Origin of the sequence: Nocardioides daedukensis (genome assembly GCF_013408415.1) — a bacterium.
GTDB lineage: Bacteria > Actinomycetota > Actinomycetes > Propionibacteriales > Nocardioidaceae > Nocardioides > Nocardioides daedukensis.
In genome coordinates this window covers 1,155,995-1,172,204 of sequence record NZ_JACCAA010000001.1, presented here as the reverse complement: position 1 = coordinate 1,172,204, position 16,210 = coordinate 1,155,995, and the positions used below count along the sequence as shown (strand labels likewise).

Sequence of the window (16,210 nt, the reverse complement as noted above, 5' to 3'; positions counted from 1 at the left end):
GTCGTGAAGTTCTAACGTCGGATCGGCCGCCGACTCTCTCGGCGACCGATCCGGGGAGACTCACTTCACTTCGGACCTGCGGATCAGCCAGAGACCGACCGCCATCGGCAGGATCAACCAGAATGTCGAGGTGACCGCCAGCCGGGCCCACTCCTCGCCTGTCGGGGACCCCTCGAACAGGGCGCCCTGTGCGTAGGAGAAGTCGATCCAGGGCCAGATGTCACGGAACCATTCCTGCAGGTTGCCCAAGGTCATGAACAACGTCGGCAGCAGGGCGTTGAACACGAAGTAGCCCACGATGGCACCGGCGGAGTTGCGGATGAGAACCCCGAGCATGGAACCGATGAGCATGCCGAGCACGTTGGCCAGCACGATCAACGAGAACTCGTAGAGGCTGACGTTCCAGGTGGTGTCCACCCCGGCAATCGCGGTCCCGACCAGGTTCCCGAGCGCCCCGATCGCAAGCGCGACGAACATCGAGACGATGCCGACGGCGACCGAAACGATCAGCTTGGCGTTGATCACCCGAGAGCGCCGGGGGAGCAGGGTGAACGTGGTCAACCCGGTCCGCTGGCTCCATTCACTCGTGATCGAGAGCAACGCGATGATCGGGAGGATGACCGCGATCGGGAAGCCGATCGCGGTCGCGAACGTCTCATAGGTGAGCTCGTCGTCCGGAGCGAAGAGGATCACCGCTGCGGTGGCGAGCAGGGAGACGATGCCGATGCTGGCCATCAGCCAGAAGCCGGAGCGGGTGTCGAACATCTTGGTCAGCTCGACCCACATCACGCGTGTCATCGGGATCGGCTTGTGCTGGACGGGCACGGCCCGACCTGCGGACTCGGGCGGGCGAGTGCCTGACTCGACAGTGGATCGGGCATCTGACTGGACAGTGGATCGGGCAACGGTGCTCATGCTGCAGCTCCTTCTCGCTGGCTGTCTGCGGTGAGTTCGAGGAACATCTCCTCGAGGCCGGCGTTGTCGGCCGAGCGCAGCTCGGTGAGCGGAACACGGGCGTCGAGGGCGATCTCGCCGACCCGGTCGGCCGGCGCGTCGGTGCGCAGGGTGCCGTCGGTGCCCTGGGTGACGACGATCCCGGCGTTGCGCAGGGCCTGGGCCAGGGCGGCCGACGAGGGGGTCCGTACGACGGTCCCGGCGGCGCTGAGCAGCTCGGCCTTGGTGCCCTCGGCGACGACGCGACCGTTGCCGATCATCACCAGGTCGTCCGCGATCACCTCGATCTCGTGCAGCAGGTGGCTGGAGAGCAGCACCGTGCCGCCCTTGTTGGCATAACCACGGAGCAGGTCACGCATCCAGCGGATGCCGGCGGGGTCGAGCCCGTTGGCTGGTTCGTCGAGGATCAGGACCTCGGGGTCGCCGATCAGGGCGGTGGCGATGCCGAGTCGCTGCCGCATCCCGAGCGAGTAGTTCTTCACCCTGCGTTGCGACTCACGCTCGGTGAGGCTGACCAGGTCGAGCATGTCGTCGACACGTGAGACGGGCAGGCCCATCGTGCGCTGGGCGATGGCCAGGATCTCGCGACCGGTGCGACCGGCGTGCTGTGCCGAGGCATCGAGGAGTACGCCGACCTCCCTGCCCGGGTTCGGTAGGTCGGCGAAGTGGCGACCCAGGATGGTGGCGGATCCGGAGGTGGCGTCGGTGAGGCCGACCATGATCCGCATGGTGGTGGACTTGCCCGCGCCGTTGGGTCCCAGGAACCCGGTGACGCGGCCCGGTCGGGCCACGAAGGAGACATCATTGACCGCGGTGAAGCCGCGGTAGCTCTTGGTGAGGGAATGGACTGTGATCATGGCTCCAACCCTCACCGCACAGCAGGGGTGCGCACATCGGGGAGAGCGCCCCGAATGACCCTGACCGACCCTGAGTCATCCCTGATCCGATGGTGGTTGGGAGAGAAGAATCGGGCGGGAAGAATCGGGCAGCCCTGCACGTTGTACCGACATGCGAATTGATGTGTGGTCCGACGTCGTGTGTCCGTGGTGCTACATCGGCAAGCGCCGTCTCGAGACGGCCCTCGAGGGCTTCGAGCACTCGGACGAGGTCGAGGTCGTCTGGCACTCCTACGAGCTCGACCCGAGCGCGCCGAGCGTGCCCAGCGAGACCATGGCCGAGGTGCTCGCCAAGAAGTACGGCGGCGGCGTCGAGGGCGCGAAGCAGATGATGAACCAGGTGGAGACCGTCGCGGCCGAGGAAGGGTTGCGCTACCGGCTCTCGGAGAACCTGCGGGTCAACACCGTCGATGCGCACCGGGTGCTCCACCTTGCGCTCCACGACGGAGGAATCGCACTGCAGTCGGCCCTGAAGGAGGCGTTGCTGCGCGAGCACTTCGAGGAGCTCCGCAACGTGGCCGATCACGACACGCTCGTGGAGATCGCCGTCGCCGTCGGCCTGGACGCGGCTCGCGTCCGAGAGGTCCTGGACGGCAAGGAATTCCTCGACGAGGTGCACGCAGACGTCGCGCAGGCCCGGGCCTACGGAGCGACTGGTGTCCCGTTCTTCGTCATCGACGAGAAGTACGGCATCTCCGGCGCCCAGCCGGCCCAGGTGTTCTCCCAGGCGATCGAGCAGGCGTGGAACGAGTCCCGGCCCACCCTGAAGATGGTCGACGCCGACGGCGAGGCCTGCGGTCCCGACGGATGCGCGATCTGAGTTGCGAGTGGAGTCACCGGGTCGGATGATGACCGGGTGACTCCGAAGGTCCGCGCGACCACCCGGGACCGAGCCGTCACGCTCGCGCGGGTGGTCTCACGTCCCGTGGCAGTGCTCTGCCTGCTGGTCCTGCTGGTGCAGGTGGCTCTGATGGTGTGGCTGGCCCGGAGCAGTGCGATCGGCCAACCGGACGACGTACCGGTCGGCATCGTCACCGCACCGGTGATCGGGAAGGTGCTCGCCGACGAGGCGAGCGCCCTGCCTGACGGCGCCTTCGAGGCCTACGTCCTGGAGGCCTCCGAGGCCCGGTCCGAGGTCCGCGACGGCAGCCTGGTGGCTGCCGTCGAGGTGGAGCTGAGCGGCACCCGGGACACGGTGCTGCTCAACCGGGCCAACGACTCCACGCTGAACGAGGCGGTGCTGCAACGGATCCGGGCACTGGAGCGGAGCCGGGGCCGGAGCGTCGCGGTGGAGTACGTCGACACGTCCCACGGATCTCCTCGGGCCGCGGACCGGCTGGTGCTGGCGGCCAATGCGCTCGGCTTCCTGTTCGTGGTCATCGTCTCGATGACGCTCGGACCTGTCACGCGCACGTTGCGCCGTGGGCTGTTGCGCCACGCCGCACTGGCCGGGGTCGCGGTCCTCGGCGCAGGCATCCTGGTCTGGCTGCCGGGCATCGGCCTGGGCAGGCTTGAGATGAATGCCGTTCTGATCGTCGCCCTGGCTGTCTGGGTGACGGGTGGGGTGACGCTGGCGCTGGAGGCTCTGGCGGGTCTGCCCGGCCTCGCGCTGGCGGTGGTCCTGTTCTTCCTCGAGGCCATTCCACTGCTGATGGGCACCGACGTGCGGCTCTTCCCGGAGCCCTGGCCCACCCTCGTGCCCCTGCTGCCGTTGGGCGCGATGCGAGAGGCGCTCGCCGGCGTCGTGATCTTCGACGGCGCGGGGCTCGAGGCTCGACCGTTGCTCACGCTCGTGGCGTGGCTGGTGATCGTGTGGCTCGTCTCGCTGACGGCTCGTGGGGTGCGCCGGCAGTTCGGGATCGACCCGGCCGACATGGCTGCCGGAACCAGTCGACGTACCCGGATCAGGTGGCGGTTGCGCGTGGCCGTCGTGGTCGTGCCCAGCGCCCTGCTGCTGGTCGGGATGACCCTGTCACTGCCGCGTACCGCGATCGCCGACGTCGCCGAGATCCCCTCGCGGGCCTCCGAGACCGACTGCGTGCCCACCGGCGAGGTGGAGGACCTCGGCGACATCAACCGGCTCGCCGGGAAGCTGAGAGCCAGCGACAACTTCCAGGGCGGGGACGTCGGGGCCAGCGTGAAGCTCCAGGACGGCCGAAGCTTGTTCGTCTTCGGAGACACCCTGCGCGCCCCGGATCATCAGGGTCAGCGGTTCGTCCGGAACTCGATGCTGGTGCTGGGGTCGGGTTGCCTGCAGATGGTCGAGCCCGTCGACCACGGCGCGATCATCCCGGACCGGGACGTGAAGGTCGGCTACTGGCCGATGTCGATCGGCCGCGAGGAACGGCCGGGCTATGACCTGGTCGCGATCTCCGCGCAGCGAGTGCGCACGACCGGCGCCGGCTCGTTCGACTTCGAGAACCTCGGTCCGGCGATCGCAGTCTTCGTGGTGCCTCGTGGGGGCACCCCGCAACTGGTCGACCGGCGCGACATCGGTCCCGATGACGCCGACGCATCGGACCCGACGTGGGGTGCGGCCTCCGCCGTCCACGACGGCTGGGCCTATCTCTACGGCACCGCCCACCCGGCGCAGGACATGGTCTTCGGGTTCTCACTGAGCGTCGCCCGGGTCCGACCCGACGACATCCTGGACCGCTCCCGGTGGCGGTTCTGGGACGGGAAGTCATGGGTCCGCTCCGAGAGTGCAGCCCAAGAGCTGATTCCGGCCAGGGGCGGCGTCTCCCAGACGCTGAGCGTCTTCGAGCAGGACGGGACCTGGTATGCGCTGAGCAAGCGCGACGAGTTCCTCGGCACGGACCTGACCGTGTGGACGGCACCGTCGCCCACGGGCCCCTTCACCGCCCACGGCGCGCTGGCGCAGCTGCCCTCCGACACAGTGAAGGGAGCCTTGCGCTACATGCCGCTGGCCCATCCGGGACTGTTGCCCGAGGACGGGACGATGGTGGTGTCCTACAGCCAGAACCGCACCGACCTGGCGGCCGTGATCGAGGACCCGCTGCTCTATCGGCCGCGGTTCCTGCGGGTGGACCTCCCCGACTGAGCCTCAGTTGCTGGGGACGGTCTCGGGCATCAGGGTCAGCAGCTCGGACGGGAGGTCGGAGAGGAGGTCGCTGGGCAGGTCCGTGAGGAAGTCGCTGGGGAGCTCGGGCGTCGGCAGGTCACTGGGCAGATCAGTGGGCAAGTCACTGGGCAAGTCACTGGGCAGGCCCGACGGGGACTGGGTGACGCCTGGTTCAGCGGCGCAGGTGGTGCCGACGTACATGAAGAAGGCGGTGAGGTCCTTCTGATCGGCCGCACTACGGTCCTCGGAGAGCCGCTCGGCGTCCTCTTCGTCCTTGGCCTCACCGAGGATCTCCAGGGCGACCAAGAAACCACGCCGGGCATCCTCGGGAATGTCTTCGGGCGTGCCCACCTCGGCTGCCTCGTCCGCGATGTCGGAGGCGTCCTCCCACTCGTCATCCTCGAGGTCGCCGTACTCCTCCGCGACCTCGCAGAACTCGTCCTTGCTGGCGTTCGTCGGTGCGTCCTTGGCGTCCTTGTCGTCGCCTCCCAGGACCAGGGCGAGGGTGATGCCGATGGCAGCCAGGAGCACGACGACCAGCCCGATGATGAGGGCGATCTTGCCTCGGCCCCGCCCGCCACCGTCAGGTCCCTGCTGCTGCCACGGGCCGCCGGGGTGACCGGGTCCGCCCCCAGCCCCGCCCCACTGGCCCTGGGGAGGCTGTGCCGCACCGCTCCACCCACCCGCCGGAGGCTGTGCTGGGCCACCCCACTGACCCTGTTGGGCACCGGGCGGGGGGAAGTTGCCCCCACCGTGTGATCCACCTGGTGATCCCTGCTGCGCGCCCCAGCCCGGCTGTGAGCCCTGCTGGTCCCACGGTTGCTGCGGCAGCACCTGGGTCGATCGGTCCTCTTCCACAGGGGGCTGCGACCCGCCCGCTGCGAACGGCGTACCGCAGTTGGTGCAGAAGGCGAGGTCGGGCGATTCACGCGGAGTCTGGCACCGGGGGCAGGTCTCGGAAGGCATGGGCGCAACTCTGTCACGGGAACGGCCGCGGGGGAGCGGTGCAACCGATTGTATAAACATGCAGGAGTGTGCATATACTCGTAACCATGTCCAAGGTCCTCACTTCATTGCCCGCCGGCGAACGCGTCGGAATTGCCTTCTCCGGAGGTCTCGACACCTCGGTCGCCGTGGCCTGGATGCGCGACAAGGGCGCAGTGCCCTGCACCTACACCGCCGACATCGGGCAGTACGACGAGCCCGACATCTCCGGTGTCCCGGACCGCGCCAAGCAGTACGGCGCCGAGATCGCCCGCGCCGTCGACTGCAAGAAGGCCCTGGTCGACGAGGGCCTCGCCGCCCTCGCCTGCGGCGCCTTCCACATCCGCTCGGGTGGGCGCGTCTACTTCAACACCACCCCGATCGGTCGCGCCGTCACCGGCACGATGCTGGTCCGGGCGATGCACGAGGACGGCGTCGACATCTGGGGCGACGGCTCGACCTTCAAGGGCAACGACATCGAGCGGTTCTATCGCTACGGCCTGCTGGCCAACCCCGACCTGCGGATCTACAAGCCGTGGCTCGACCCCGACTTCGTCAACGAGCTCGGCGGCCGTACCGAGATGAGTGCCTGGCTCACCGAGCGCAACCTGCCCTACCGCGACTCGCAGGAGAAGGCCTACTCCACGGACGCCAACATCTGGGGAGCCACCCACGAGGCCAAGACCCTGGAGCACCTCGATGTCTCGCTGGAGACCGTCGAGCCGATCATGGGCGTGAAGTTCTGGGACCCGTCGGTCGCGATCGAGACCGAGGACGTCACGGTCACCTTCGACCAGGGCCGCCCCGTGGCCATCAACGGCAAGCACTACGACGACGCCGTGGAGCTCGTCCACGAGGCCAACGCCATCGGCGGCCGGCACGGACTGGGCATGTCGGACCAGATCGAGAACCGGATCATCGAGGCCAAGTCCCGCGGCATCTATGAGGCCCCCGGGATGGCGCTGCTCTTCCTCACCTATGAGCGGTTGGTCAACGCGATCCACAACGAGGACACCATCGCGCAGTACCACAACGAGGGCCGCAAGCTCGGCCGCCTTCTCTACGAGGGCCGCTGGCTGGACCCCCAGGCGCTGATGATCCGTGAGTCCATCCAGCGCTGGATCGCATCGCTGGTCACGGGTGAGGTCACCGTGCGGCTGAGGCGTGGTGAGGACTACACCGTCCTGTCCACGTCGGGCAGCAACTTCTCCTACCACCCCGACAAGCTGTCGATGGAGCGCACCGACAACGCAGCCTTCGGTCCCCTGGACCGGATCGGCCAGCTCACCATGCGCAACCTCGACATCGCCGACTCCCGGGCCAAGCTGGAGATGTATGCCGGCCAGCCGCTCGACCAGGGGCAGGTGCTGGTCGAGAACGGCACGCTCTTCGGTGAGCTCCCCGCCGGTGGCGCCGACCGCATCGCCGATCGCGGAGACGGCGTCAACGAGGAGGACGAGGCTCTCGATCGTGCCGCCATGGAGTTCGGCACCGACTGAGGCTTCCCCGACCCGTGCGGTCGGGCGAGGGGCTCTCGGGGGAGCCCCTGCACAGTGTGCGGACACCCCGAGCAACGCCATGCCGGTCGGGTATGGTCGGGACATCCGGGCACAGCGTTGTGCACGACCCGTTTTCACGGTCCGCATCCGTCCACGAGACACCATCCGAGGAATTTGCTGTGAGCAAGCCCGTCGTACTCATCGCTGAGGAACTCAGCCCCGCAACCGTCGAGGCGCTCGGCCCCGACTTCGAGATCCGCAACTGCAACGGCGCCGACCGCGCCGAGCTGATCCCGGCCATCAGCGACGTGGACGCGATCCTGGTCCGCTCCGCGACGAAGGTCGACGAAGAGGCCCTCGCTGCTGCGAAGAAGCTCAAGGTCATCGCCCGCGCCGGCGTCGGCCTCGACAACGTCGACGTCAAGGCCGCCACCCAGGCCGGCGTGATGGTCGTCAACGCGCCGACCTCGAACATCGTCTCCGCTGCCGAGCTCGCCGTCGCGCTGATGCTCGCCGCGGCCCGCCACGTCAGCCCGGCCCACGCGGCCCTGCGCAACGGTGAGTGGAAGCGCAGCAAGTACACCGGCATCGAGCTCTACGAGAAGACCGTGGGCATCGTCGGTCTCGGCCGCATCGGCGTCCTGGTCGCACAGCGCCTCAGCGCCTTCGGGATGAAGGTCATCGCCTACGACCCCTATGTCCAGGCCGGTCGCGCCGCACAGATGGGCGTGCGCCTGGTCGACCTCGACACGCTCCTGGCCGAGGCAGACTTCATGAGCGTCCACCTCCCCAAGACCCCTGAGACCGTGGGCCTGATCGGGACCGAGGAACTGGCGAAGGCCAAGTCGAGCCTGGTGCTGGTCAACGCGGCCCGCGGCGGCATCGTCGACGAGGCGGCGCTCTACGACGCGCTCAAGACCGGCCGCATCGCCGCCGCCGGTCTCGACGTCTTCGCCAAGGAGCCGTGCACCGACAGCCCGCTCTTCGAGCTTGAGAACGTCGTCGCCACCCCACACCTGGGCGCTTCCACCGACGAGGCGCAGGAGAAGGCCGGCATCGCCGTGGCCAAGTCTGTCCGTCTCGCCCTGTCCGGTGAGCTCGTCCCGGACGCGGTCAACGTCCAGGGCGGCGTCATCGCCGAGGACGTGCGTCCGGGCATTCCACTGACCGAGAAGCTCGGCCGCGTCTTCACTGCGCTGGCCGGCGAGGCCGCTCAGCAGATCGACGTCGAGGTCCGTGGCGAGATCACGGAGTACGACGTCAAGGTGCTCGAGCTGGCGGCCCTCAAGGGGGTCTTCACCGACATCGTCGAGGACCAGGTCTCCTACGTGAACGCGCCGCTGCTCGCCGCTGAGCGTGGCACGGCAGTGCGCCTGGTCTCCGAGCAGGAGAGCCCCGACCACCGCAACCTGATCACCATCCGCGGCACCCTGGCCGACGGCACCCAGGTGTCGGTCTCGGGCACCCTGGTCGGGCTGGCCCAGAAGGAGCGGCTGGTCGAGGTCAACGGCTTCGACGTCGACATCGAGCCGACCGAGCACCTGGCCTTCCTGCGCTACGAGGACAAGCCCGGCATGGTCGGCACCGTCGGTGGCATCCTCGGCGGCGCGCAGGTGAACATCGCCGGCATGCAGGTGGCCCGCGTCGGCAAGGGCGGGCAGGCACTCGTTGCGCTGTCCGTCGACTCCTCGATCTCGCCGGAGGTCCTGGCCGAGATCGAGCAGGCCATCAACGCCGAGAGCGTGCGCGCAGTCGATCTGACCTGATCTGCGTTCCGATCTGGGTTGAACCATTCGTCAGTCGGCATCCCCGGCCCCGTTTCGGGGCCGGGGATGCCGTGCATCCGGGGACGATCGTCCTGGCCGCTGCTAGTGTCACTTTCCAAGCGTCAACCCCTCGGAGATGATCGATGCGCTCGCGTTACCTCGTCATGGCCTTGGGCTCCCTTTTCCTGGGTCTGCCGCTCCTGGCGGCTCCGGGCATCGTCACCTCGCTCGCCACCGCTCCGTCCGCAGTGGCTGCCACTTCCGCCACGCCGAGCATCTCGGCGACACGTCTCGATGACGGCCGGGTGCGGCTCTCCGGTCGCACACGGGTGGGCAGGACCGATCTCAACGTGCAGCGCTACGACGCCTCACGGCGTCGATACATTCACGTCAGGCGGATCACCAGCAGTGCCTATGGCTGGTACAAGACCACCCTTCCCGCGCGCACGACCACCACGGCCTATCGGGTGCGTGACCTGAGGCAGGGACGCTCCTCGGTTGCGCGCTGGGTCTCACCGGCTCGCGACAGCTGCGGGATCCGCCCGGTCAAGTGGAACGGCACCCTCTATGACTGCACCTGGGCCGAGGAGTTCAGCGGAACCGCGCTCGACGCCACGAAGTGGTATGTCCACGGTGACGAGAGCCCGAACACCGGCAACCCGGCCGGGGCGGCTGCCTGCTACAAGCCGAACAACGTCAGCGTCAAGGACGGATCGCTGCGGCTGGTAGCCCGCTATGCCACGTTGCTCGAGTGCCCCACCCTCACCGGGGCCCTCAAGGTCCTGACCGCCGGCCAGGTGTCCACCTTCCACAAGTGGTCCCAGCGATATGGCCGCTTCGAGGCCCGGGTGCGCAACACCGCGACCACCAAGAAGGGACTGCACGAGGCGTTCTGGCTCTGGCCCGACGCCCGCGAGGTCGACGTCACCAAGTGGCCCTACAGCGGCGAGATCGACGTCTCCGAGACCTACTCGAGCTACTACTACCTGACGATCCCATTCCTGCACTCGCGCTACGACGCCTACGGCAACATCACCTCGGGCCCCAACCAGAACACCGCCCACGACTGCCTGGCGAATCGCGGCGAGTGGAACACGCACCGTCTCGAGTGGGGGGCCAGCAAGATCAGGATCTATGTCAACGGCAAGCTGTGCCTGGAGCACTCCTCTGGCGATCCCGCCTTCAAGGAGAAGTACATCGTTGCCTTCACGCAGCTCCTGGGGTCCTCGGGCAACAACTTCAACCTGCTCGACCCGCCGCCGATCCCGGCCACCTACGAGGTGGACTACCTCCACGTCTGGAAGTGAGTGGGCTCAGGCGACCATCACTCGTTCCGGCGTACGCCGCGTGGTCGCCGTACGAGCTGTCTGCCACGCGGTCGCGATCCGGGTGACAGCCTCGGTGAGTTCCTCGACCGGCCGGGTGAACGGGATGCGCACGAAGCTCTCATAGCCGCCGTCCACGGAGAAGACGCTGCCCGGCGCGAGGAAGACGCCGTGCTGTTCTGCCTCGAGGCAGAGTGCGCCGGCGCCCGCGATCGGCAACCTGCACCACAGGGTGAGCCCGCCGCCGGGCAGTCGGAACGACCAGTCGGGCAGCTGTGCGGTGAGCGCTGAGGCCAGGTGGTCGCGCTGCTCGCGCAGCAGCCGGCGGTGCTCGGCCAGGACCGGATCGAGGTCCTTGAGCAGGTGCAACAGGGCGAGCTGCTCGACCACGGGCGCCCCGAGGTCGAGGGTGAGCCGCGCGTTGGTCAGCGCGTCGAGTCGCGAGTGTGGCGCCCGGATCCAGCCGAGTCGAAGGCCGCCCCAGAGCATCTTGCTCGCGCTGCCGACGGTGAGCGCCTCGCCACCCGCCTCCTCGATGTGGGCAGCCAACGGGCGCGGCATCTCCTGGCCGTCGAGGGCGAGCGCCTGGTTGGCCTCGTCGACGATGGCAAGGGTGCGCGAGCGGGCCAGGATCGCGGCGAACTCCGCCCGCTCGGCATCGCCCATCAGGTTGCCGGTCGGGTTCTGGAAGTCGGGAACGGTGTAGCTGGCCCGCGGGGCGGTCTGTCGCACGGTCGCGGCGAAGCCGGCCAGGTCCCAACCGTCGATGTCGACCGGCGAGCCGACCAGCCGATTGGCCGGGATCGCCAGTGAGCGGGTGGCGTTGGGATAACCCGGGGACTCCACGAGCACCCGGTCGCCGGGCCCGGTCACGGCGCGTACTGCGATCGCAGTGGCCGCCAGCGCGCCCGGCGTGACCATGATCTGCTCCGGCTCCGTGGGCAACCCGCGGGCCTCGTAGGTGGCTGCGATCCGGGTCTGAAGCTCGGGCAGGCCGACCAGGTAGTAACCATGGTCTGCCAGGTAGCCGGGGAGCTCCTCGACAGCGTGCGCATAGGCGGCGCCGAGTCCGGGTGGCGCGGGGGAGGCGGCGCAGTTGAGGTCGATCATTGACAGGTCGCCCTGCTGCCCGGTCATCCGTGGCGTGAGGATCCGGTCCGGGGCCCGGCGGGGTCCGCCCGGGATCCTGGTGAAGGTGCCCGAGCCGTGCCGCGCGACGGCGTACCCCCTGTCCCGCAGCTCGGCGTAGGCCTTGGTGACCGTGGTGCGGCTGACCCGGATGGCGTCGGTCAGGTCGCGTTCGCTGGGAAGCCGGGTGTCGTGCGGGATCCGGCCCTCGGCGATCAGCAGGCGCAGGGCGTCGGCCAGGCCGGTGTAGGCGGGGGACCGGTCGAAGTCGCCCACGAGGGTGGCCACGCGCGCGGCGGAGACGTTGCGGCTCATGCAGGCCACTGTGCCACAAGTGGCTATTTCATAGAAGGCCACTTGGCGACATGCTGGGTCCATGTCACAGCTTCCTCTCGCGGCGGGCGCCGTCCCGGCCGTACGCCGTCAGCTCGCTGATCTCGGTCCGGTTGCGCAGCTGCGCGCAGGACGGCTCGGTCGACGCTTTCCCCAGCTGTTGGTGGGCCTGGTCCTCTATGGCGTCTCGCTGGCGATGATGGTGCGCGGTGCGCTCGGACTGGCGCCGTGGGACGTCCTGCACTCCGGCGTCACCCGGTTCGTGCCGTTGACCCTGGGGCAGGTCGTCATCCTGTTCAGCTTCATCGTGCTGCTGGCCTGGATCCCGTTGCGGGAGAAGCCCGGGATCGGGACCCTGCTCAACGCGGTGGTGGTCGGCCTTGCCGCGGACGCGACGCTCGCCCTGCTCGTCGAGCCCTCGCAGATCGGCTGGCGGATCGCGCTGATGCTCTCGGGCGTGGTCCTCAACGCACTGGCGACGGCGCTCTACATCGGAGCACAGTTCGGGCGCGGTCCCCGCGACGGGTTGATGACCGGGCTGGCACGACGTACCGGTTGGTCCCTGCGCCTGGTGCGCACCGGCCTCGAGGTCGCCGTCGTCGTGGTCGGCCTGGCACTCGGCGGAGTGCTCGGGGTCGGGACCGTCATCTATGCCGTGGCGATCGGTCCGCTCGCGCAGCTGATGCTGCCGGCCTGCATCGTGGATCTGCCGACTCCCCGGAGCGTGACTGATCCGGAGCGCGCCTGATTCAGAGCACGCCCTGATCCGGGGCACGCCTGATCGAGAGCGCGTTTGATTCAGAGCGCGGCTGGAGGACTCGTCAGCGGCGGGTGGCGATGATCGCCGAGGCGTCCGGCGCGATCATCACCTCGACCGCGGCGAACCGCTCGTCGGTCAGCCACTGCTCGCGCAGGGTGTCGACGCGGCCCATGGTGATCGGGGGCCACACCTCGCACGGCACGAAGTCGTCGAGGACAACGATCCCGCCGGGCTCGACGAGCTCGGCGATCACCTCGACCCCCACGTCCGAGGGGGTCCCGGAGTCGAGGAAGAGCAGCGAGAACGGCCCCTTGTCGCGCAAGGTCGACCAGTCCGCGGCCAGCACCTCGACGGAGTCGTCGTCGGCGAAGATCTCGGCGGCAGCACCGGCGAGCTTCGGGTCGAGCTCGGCGGAGATGATGCGTGCGTTCGCGCCCACGCCGCTGCGCAGCCAGGCCGTGCCGACGCCGGCACCGGTGCCGAACTCGGCCAGCGTGCCGGACCGGGTGGCGGCCAGTGCCGCGAGGAGACGGCCGGTCTCGTTGCGGCAGAACGACACATAGCCGGCCTTGCGGGAGACGTCGAAGGCGCGGGAGACGATCTCTGGCAGTTCTGGCGGGGCGCTCATGGGGCGAGTCTTTCATCTCGGGACTGCCGTCTCAGATTCTGAGCAGTCTCGTGGAACGCCTGTGCGGAGCAGGATGCCGGGCGTAGTCTGATCGCATCATGCGGAACGTGCTCGTACTCATTCACTGCCGCGGCGAGGCCTGAAGAAGGCCACCTCGCCGTGGCGAGTGGTGTTTCCCGGGCCTTCATCACATCTGAATTGATGAAACGCCCCGCGGCGGATCTTCCGGCAAGCTGAACAGGCCAGCCGGAACCTGGTGAAACCAGCGCGATCCGCTCCTTCTCCGGTCACAGCGACCGAACCGACATTCGTGATCCGTGTGTCGTGTCCCGTCTCCCGTCGCGGGGCGTTGTCGATGCTCTCGATGCTGCCAAGCATCCACCGAGCAGCATCCACCAGGCATCACCGTTCCATCCGACAACGCACGCACCAACGACACATTGAGGAGACAGACCGATGTATGACATGTATCCCGAGTGGGGCCCCGCCAGCCACAACCCGGAGAACCCGCGCAGCCTCGAGGCGGTGCAGGCCGCTCTTGACCTGCGAGACAACGGCGGTCCGCGCCCCGACGACAACTAGATTCCTCGCCATGACCTCCTCCACCCCCGTCACCTCCGCCAAGCTCGCCGTCATCCCCGGCGACGGCATCGGTCCCGAAGTCACCGCCGAAGCCCTCAAGGTTCTCGAGGTTGCCTCGCCGGCCGGGATCAAGTTCGAGCAGACCCGCTATGACCTCGGCGCAGAGCGCTATCTCGCCACCGGCGAGGTCCTTCCGGAGAGCACCCTGGAGGAGATCCGCGCCCACGACGCGATCCTGCTCGGTGCCGTCGGCGGCAAGCCCAACGACCCCAACCTGCCCCCCGGCATCCTCGAGCGCGGCCTCCTGCTCAAGCTCCGCTTCGAGCTCGACCACTACGTCAACCTGCGGCCCTCGAAGATCTTCCCCGGGGTTGTCTCGCCGCTGGGGGAGCACATCCTCAAGGGCGCTGAGGTCGACTTCGTCGTGGTCCGCGAAGGCACCGAGGGCCCCTACACGGGCAACGGTGGCGCACTGCGCGTCGGCACCCCGGCCGAGGTGGCCACAGAGGTCAGCGTCAACACGGCGTACGGCGTCGAGCGGGTCATCCGCGACGCCTTCGCGCGAGCCGAGCGCCGCACCCGCAAGAAGCTCACCCTGGTCCACAAGACCAACGTGCTGGTCAACGCCGGGTCGGTGTGGTGGCGTCTGTTCGAGGCCGTCGCCGCCGAGCACCCCGACGTCACCACCGACTACATGCACATCGATGCCGCGATGATCCACATGACCACGGACCCCGCGCGCTTCGACGTGATCGTCACCGACAACCTCTTCGGCGACATCATCACCGACCTCGCCGCGGCCATCACCGGTGGCATCGGCCTGGCCGCCTCGGGCAACGTGAACCCCGACCGCACCGCTCCCTCGATGTTCGAGCCGGTGCACGGCTCCGCGCCCGACATCGCCGGCCAGCAGAAGGCCGACCCGACCGCGGCCATCCTGTCCGCGTCGCTCCTGCTCGACCACCTCGGCCACCCCGAGGCCGCAGCGGCCATCGAGACCGCCGTGCTCGCCGACCTGTCCGCCCGTACCCCGGGCCAGGCACGACGTACCAGCGAGGTCGGCGACGCCATCGCCGCACGAGTAGCCGGCTGACGCGTCCTCCAGCCAATCCTCGGCGCCGGGCACGTTTCTTCGACGTGCCCGGCGTCCGCCATTTCAGAGAAGGTCAGATAGTTTGATGTCCATGGAGATCAGCACCACCCTCAGTGACCAGGTCGTCGACGACGCGAAGCTCTCCGAGATCCTCGCGGCGCCCGGGTTCGGGATCCACTTCACCGATCACATGTTCACCACGGAGTGGACCCCCGAGAAGGGGTGGCACGACCCGCGGATCACGCCCTACGGCCCGCTCACTCTCGATCCGGCCACGGCAGTCCTGCACTATGCGCAGGAGACCTTCGAGGGGATGAAGGCCTACCGTCACGAGGACGGGTCGATCTGGACGTTCCGTCCCGAGGCGAACGCCGAGCGGATGGTGCGTTCCTCGCGTCGCCTGGCCTTCCCCGAGCTCCCGGTCGAGGAGTTCGTGGCAGCCGTCGACGAGCTGGTGAAGGTCGACGCCCGTTGGGTCCCCGAGAGCGTGGGGGAGAAGAGCCTCTACCTTCGTCCGTTCATGATCGCCACCGAGAAGTTCCTCGGTGTCCGCCCGAGCCAGCACGTCACGTTCATGGTGATCGCCTCGCCGGCCGGTGCCTACTTCAAGGGCGGCGTGAAGCCGGTGAGCCTCTGGCTGACCGAGGAGTACACCCGCGCCGGTCGCGGTGGCATGGGTGCCGCCAAGACCGGCGGCAACTATGCGAGCTCGCTGGTGGCACAGCAGGAGGCCTCCGCCCACGGCTGCGACCAGGTCGTCTTCCTCGACGGGCAGGAGGGCAAGTACGTCGAGGAGCTCGGCGGGATGAACATGTACTTCGTCTTCAAGGACGGGTCCATCGTCACCCCCCAGACCGGCACGATCCTGGAGGGCATCACCCGCTCCTCGGTGATCGAGCTCGCCGGCAAGCTCGGCCACCAGGTGAGTGAGCGGAAGTTCTCCATCGACGAGTGGCGCAACGGAGTCGACTCGGGCGAGATCGTCGAGATCTTCGCCTGCGGCACTGCGGCCGTCGTCACCCCGGTGGGCTCGCTCAAGTGGGACGGCGGCGAGGTCGCGGCCCCGGCGTCGACCGAGCTCACCATGCAGATCCGCCAGGCGCTCGTCGACATCCAGTACGGACGCGCCGAGGACTCGTTCGGCTGGATGCACCGCGTCGTGTGAGCTGTGTCGTCTGTC

The 16,210-nt window shown here is 68.4% G+C and carries 14 protein-coding genes; 9 read left to right on the top strand and 5 right to left on the bottom strand.

The annotated features are described in order from the left end of the window. Positions 1-60 precede the first annotated feature (60 nt). Complete coding sequence (locus BJ980_RS05785; RefSeq protein ID WP_246279930.1) at positions 61-915, bottom strand: ABC-2 transporter permease; 855 nt, start codon at positions 913-915, stop codon at positions 61-63. Continuing rightward, positions 912-1,811, bottom strand: a complete 900-nt coding sequence (locus BJ980_RS05780) for an ABC transporter ATP-binding protein (RefSeq protein WP_179501412.1) — start codon at positions 1,809-1,811, stop codon at positions 912-914. The genes BJ980_RS05785 and BJ980_RS05780 overlap by 4 nt, the downstream gene beginning before the upstream one ends. A gap of 151 nt (positions 1,812-1,962) precedes the next feature. On the opposite strand from BJ980_RS05780, the gene BJ980_RS05775 reads away from it, so the two are divergent. Further along, positions 1,963-2,670: a DsbA family oxidoreductase gene (locus BJ980_RS05775; protein ID WP_179501411.1), complete on the top strand. Its 708-nt coding sequence runs from the start codon at positions 1,963-1,965 to the stop codon at positions 2,668-2,670. A gap of 36 nt (positions 2,671-2,706) precedes the next feature. Continuing rightward, a complete protein-coding gene (locus BJ980_RS19410) occupies positions 2,707-4,911 on the top strand; it encodes a DUF4185 domain-containing protein (protein WP_179501410.1) in 2,205 nt (734 codons plus the stop codon). Positions 4,912-4,914: 3 nt separating this feature from the next. Here BJ980_RS19410 and BJ980_RS05765 read toward each other — a convergent pair whose 3' ends face one another. Beyond that, complete coding sequence (locus tag BJ980_RS05765; RefSeq protein WP_179501409.1) at positions 4,915-5,898, bottom strand: hypothetical protein; 984 nt, start codon at positions 5,896-5,898, stop codon at positions 4,915-4,917. An 86-nt stretch (positions 5,899-5,984) separates the two neighbouring features. Here BJ980_RS05765 and argG point away from each other — a divergent pair, with 86 nt between their 5' ends. The 3 genes from argG to BJ980_RS05750 all read left to right on the top strand — a co-directional run bounded on the left by argG (position 5,985) and on the right by BJ980_RS05750 (position 10,488). After that, positions 5,985-7,415: an argininosuccinate synthase gene (gene argG, locus BJ980_RS05760; RefSeq protein WP_179501408.1), complete on the top strand. Its 1,431-nt coding sequence runs from the start codon at positions 5,985-5,987 to the stop codon at positions 7,413-7,415. Between the two features lie 179 nt (positions 7,416-7,594). Then, entirely contained in the window at positions 7,595-9,181 is a 1,587-nt protein-coding gene (serA, locus tag BJ980_RS05755) for a phosphoglycerate dehydrogenase (RefSeq protein WP_343047708.1), read from the top strand. A gap of 143 nt (positions 9,182-9,324) precedes the next feature. After that, positions 9,325-10,488: a glycoside hydrolase family 16 protein gene (locus BJ980_RS05750; protein WP_179501406.1), complete on the top strand. Its 1,164-nt coding sequence runs from the start codon at positions 9,325-9,327 to the stop codon at positions 10,486-10,488. A 6-nt stretch (positions 10,489-10,494) separates the two neighbouring features. On the opposite strand, the gene yczR is transcribed toward BJ980_RS05750, so the two are convergent. After that, positions 10,495-11,949 carry a MocR-like transcription factor YczR gene (yczR, locus tag BJ980_RS05745; RefSeq protein ID WP_179501405.1) on the bottom strand — a complete coding sequence of 485 codons (1,455 nt, stop codon included), beginning with the start codon at positions 11,947-11,949 and terminating at the stop codon, positions 10,495-10,497. Positions 11,950-12,010: 61 nt separating this feature from the next. Here yczR and yczE point away from each other — a divergent pair, with 61 nt between their 5' ends. Then, positions 12,011-12,715 carry a membrane protein YczE gene (yczE, locus tag BJ980_RS05740; protein ID WP_179501404.1) on the top strand — a complete coding sequence of 235 codons (705 nt, stop codon included), beginning with the start codon at positions 12,011-12,013 and terminating at the stop codon, positions 12,713-12,715. A 73-nt stretch (positions 12,716-12,788) separates the two neighbouring features. Here the strand turns inward: yczE and BJ980_RS05735 are convergent, their stop codons facing one another. Beyond that, the gene (locus BJ980_RS05735; protein WP_179501403.1) at positions 12,789-13,355 is read right to left on the bottom strand and encodes an O-methyltransferase; all 567 of its coding nucleotides are present in this window, start codon (positions 13,353-13,355) and stop codon (positions 12,789-12,791) included. 456 nt (positions 13,356-13,811) lie between these two features. Between BJ980_RS05735 and BJ980_RS19210 the strand changes: the two genes are divergently transcribed. The 3 genes from BJ980_RS19210 (at position 13,812) to BJ980_RS05725 (ending at position 16,195) form a co-directional block, all read left to right on the top strand. Next, a complete protein-coding gene (locus BJ980_RS19210; RefSeq protein ID WP_281178381.1) occupies positions 13,812-13,937 on the top strand; it encodes a hypothetical protein in 126 nt (41 codons plus the stop codon). Between the two features lie 10 nt (positions 13,938-13,947). Next, positions 13,948-15,030, top strand: coding sequence for a 3-isopropylmalate dehydrogenase (locus BJ980_RS05730; RefSeq protein ID WP_179501402.1), 1,083 nt, complete (start codon positions 13,948-13,950; stop codon positions 15,028-15,030). A 91-nt stretch (positions 15,031-15,121) separates the two neighbouring features. Beyond that, positions 15,122-16,195 carry a branched-chain amino acid aminotransferase gene (locus BJ980_RS05725; RefSeq protein WP_218855421.1) on the top strand — a complete coding sequence of 358 codons (1,074 nt, stop codon included), beginning with the start codon at positions 15,122-15,124 and terminating at the stop codon, positions 16,193-16,195. The last annotated feature ends 15 nt before the right edge of the window (positions 16,196-16,210 follow it).

Excerpts from the sequence above, each read along its gene's own strand:
- BJ980_RS05775 (WP_179501411.1), top strand. The coding sequence starts at position 1,963 with ATGCGAATTGATGTGTGGTCCGACGTCGTGTGTCCGTGGTGCTACATC.
- yczE (WP_179501404.1), top strand. The coding sequence starts at position 12,011 with ATGTCACAGCTTCCTCTCGCGGCGGGCGCCGTCCCGGCCGTACGCCGT.
- BJ980_RS05730 (WP_179501402.1), top strand. The coding sequence starts at position 13,948 with ATGACCTCCTCCACCCCCGTCACCTCCGCCAAGCTCGCCGTCATCCCC.
- BJ980_RS05750 (WP_179501406.1), top strand. The coding sequence starts at position 9,325 with ATGCGCTCGCGTTACCTCGTCATGGCCTTGGGCTCCCTTTTCCTGGGT.
- BJ980_RS05780 (WP_179501412.1), bottom strand. The coding sequence starts at position 1,811 with ATGATCACAGTCCATTCCCTCACCAAGAGCTACCGCGGCTTCACCGCG.
- BJ980_RS19210 (WP_281178381.1), top strand. The coding sequence starts at position 13,812 with ATGTATGACATGTATCCCGAGTGGGGCCCCGCCAGCCACAACCCGGAG.
- yczR (WP_179501405.1), bottom strand. The coding sequence starts at position 11,949 with ATGAGCCGCAACGTCTCCGCCGCGCGCGTGGCCACCCTCGTGGGCGAC.
- BJ980_RS05765 (WP_179501409.1), bottom strand. The coding sequence starts at position 5,898 with ATGCCTTCCGAGACCTGCCCCCGGTGCCAGACTCCGCGTGAATCGCCC.
- BJ980_RS05735 (WP_179501403.1), bottom strand. The coding sequence starts at position 13,355 with ATGAGCGCCCCGCCAGAACTGCCAGAGATCGTCTCCCGCGCCTTCGAC.
- argG (WP_179501408.1), top strand. The coding sequence starts at position 5,985 with ATGTCCAAGGTCCTCACTTCATTGCCCGCCGGCGAACGCGTCGGAATT.
- BJ980_RS05785 (WP_246279930.1), bottom strand. The coding sequence starts at position 915 with ATGAGCACCGTTGCCCGATCCACTGTCCAGTCAGATGCCCGATCCACT.
- BJ980_RS05725 (WP_218855421.1), top strand. The coding sequence starts at position 15,122 with ATGGAGATCAGCACCACCCTCAGTGACCAGGTCGTCGACGACGCGAAG.